This is a genomic window from Citrobacter sp. Cf118, from assembly GCF_030334095.1.
GTDB classification, from domain to species: Bacteria; Pseudomonadota; Gammaproteobacteria; order Enterobacterales; family Enterobacteriaceae; genus Citrobacter; species Citrobacter freundii.
Window position 1 is genome coordinate 1,145 of sequence record NZ_JAOWES010000083.1, and the last position, 2,815, is coordinate 3,959.

1 rRNA gene (only partly in view) is annotated in these 2,815 nt (G+C 52.5%); it reads left to right on the forward strand.

The window, feature by feature from the left end:
- Positions 1–20: 20 nt before the first annotated feature.
- Positions 21–2,815, forward strand: a 23S ribosomal RNA gene (locus tag OGX67_RS10510); it runs 90 nt beyond the window's last position.

Sequence of the window (2,815 nt, forward strand, 5' to 3'; positions counted from 1 at the left end):
GAAACATCTTCGGGTTGTGAGGTTAAGCGACTAAGCGTACACGGTGGATGCCCTGGCAGTCAGAGGCGATGAAGGACGTGCTAATCTGCGATAAGCGTCGGTAAGGTGATATGAACCGTTATAACCGGCGATTTCCGAATGGGGAAACCCAGTGTGATTCGTCACACTATCATTACGTGAATACATAGCGTAATGAAGCGAACCGGGGGAACTGAAACATCTAAGTACCCCGAGGAAAAGAAATCAACCGAGATTCCCCCAGTAGCGGCGAGCGAACGGGGAGCAGCCCAGAGTCTGAATCAGCTTGTGTGTTAGTGGAACGGTCTGGAAAGTCCGACGGTACAGGGTGATAGTCCCGTACACCAAAATGCACAGGTTGTGAACTCGAAGAGTAGGGCGGGACACGTGGTATCCTGTCTGAATATGGGGGGACCATCCTCCAAGGCTAAATACTCCTGACTGACCGATAGTGAACCAGTACCGTGAGGGAAAGGCGAAAAGAACCCCGGCGAGGGGAGTGAAAAAGAACCTGAAACCGTGTACGTACAAGCAGTGGGAGCCTCTTTATGGGGTGACTGCGTACCTTTTGTATAATGGGTCAGCGACTTATATTCTGTAGCAAGGTTAACCGTATAGGGGAGCCGAAGGGAAACCGAGTCTTAACTGGGCGTTAAGTTGCAGGGTATAGACCCGAAACCCGGTGATCTAGCCATGGGCAGGTTGAAGGTTGGGTAACACTAACTGGAGGACCGAACCGACTAATGTTGAAAAATTAGCGGATGACTTGTGGCTGGGGGTGAAAGGCCAATCAAACCGGGAGATAGCTGGTTCTCCCCGAAAGCTATTTAGGTAGCGCCTCGTGAATTCATCTTCGGGGGTAGAGCACTGTTTCGGCTAGGGGGTCATCCCGACTTACCAACCCGATGCAAACTGCGAATACCGAAGAATGTTATCACGGGAGACACACGGCGGGTGCTAACGTCCGTCGTGAAGAGGGAAACAACCCAGACCGCCAGCTAAGGTCCCAAAGTCATGGTTAAGTGGGAAACGATGTGGGAAGGCACAGACAGCCAGGATGTTGGCTTAGAAGCAGCCATCATTTAAAGAAAGCGTAATAGCTCACTGGTCGAGTCGGCCTGCGCGGAAGATGTAACGGGGCTAAACCATGCACCGAAGCTGCGGCAGCGACACTATGTGTTGTTGGGTAGGGGAGCGTTCTGTAAGCCGTTGAAGGTGTACTGTGAGGTATGCTGGAGGTATCAGAAGTGCGAATGCTGACATAAGTAACGATAATGCGGGTGAAAAACCCGCACGCCGGAAGACCAAGGGTTCCTGTCCAACGTTAATCGGGGCAGGGTGAGTCGACCCCTAAGGCGAGGCCGAAAGGCGTAGTCGATGGGAAACAGGTTAATATTCCTGTACTTGGTGTTACTGCGAAGGGGGGACGGAGAAGGCTATGTTAGCCGGGCGACGGTTGTCCCGGTTTAAGCATGTAGGCGGAGGTTCCAGGTAAATCCGGTACCTTTTTAACGCTGAGGTGTGATGACGAGGCACTACGGTGCTGAAGTAACAAATGCCCTGCTTCCAGGAAAAGCCTCTAAGCATCAGGTAACACGAAATCGTACCCCAAACCGACACAGGTGGTCAGGTAGAGAATACCAAGGCGCTTGAGAGAACTCGGGTGAAGGAACTAGGCAAAATGGTGCCGTAACTTCGGGAGAAGGCACGCTGATATGTAGGTGAAGTGATTTACTCATGGAGCTGAAATCAGTCGAAGATACCAGCTGGCTGCAACTGTTTATTAAAAACACAGCACTGTGCAAACACGAAAGTGGACGTATACGGTGTGACGCCTGCCCGGTGCCGGAAGGTTAATTGATGGGGTTATCCGTAAGGAGAAGCTCTTGATCGAAGCCCCGGTAAACGGCGGCCGTAACTATAACGGTCCTAAGGTAGCGAAATTCCTTGTCGGGTAAGTTCCGACCTGCACGAATGGCGTAATGATGGCCAGGCTGTCTCCACCCGAGACTCAGTGAAATTGAACTCGCTGTGAAGATGCAGTGTACCCGCGGCAAGACGGAAAGACCCCGTGAACCTTTACTATAGCTTGACACTGAACACTGGTCCTTGATGTGTAGGATAGGTGGGAGGCTTTGAAGTGTGGACGCCAGTCTGCATGGAGCCATCCTTGAAATACCACCCTTTAATGGCTGGTGTTCTAACGTGGACCCGTTACCCGGGTTGCGGACAGTGTCTGGTGGGTAGTTTGACTGGGGCGGTCTCCTCCTAAAGAGTAACGGAGGAGCACGAAGGTTAGCTAATCCTGGTCGGACATCAGGAGGTTAGTGCAAAGGCATAAGCTAGCTTGACTGCGAGAGTGACGGCTCGAGCAGGTGCGAAAGCAGGTCTTAGTGATCCGGTGGTTCTGAATGGAAGGGCCATCGCTCAACGGATAAAAGGTACTCCGGGGATAACAGGCTGATACCGCCCAAGAGTTCATATCGACGGCGGTGTTTGGCACCTCGATGTCGGCTCATCACATCCTGGGGCTGAAGTAGGTCCCAAGGGTATGGCTGTTCGCCATTTAAAGTGGTACGCGAGCTGGGTTTAGAACGTCGTGAGACAGTTCGGTCCCTATCTGCCGTGGGCGCTGGAGAATTGAGGGGGGCTGCTCCTAGTACGAGAGGACCGGAGTGGACGCATCACTGGTGTTCGGGTTGTCATGCCAATGGCATTGCCCGGTAGCTAAATGCGGAAGAGATAAGTGCTGAAAGCATCTAAGCACGAAACTTGCCCCGAGATGAGTTCTCCCTGA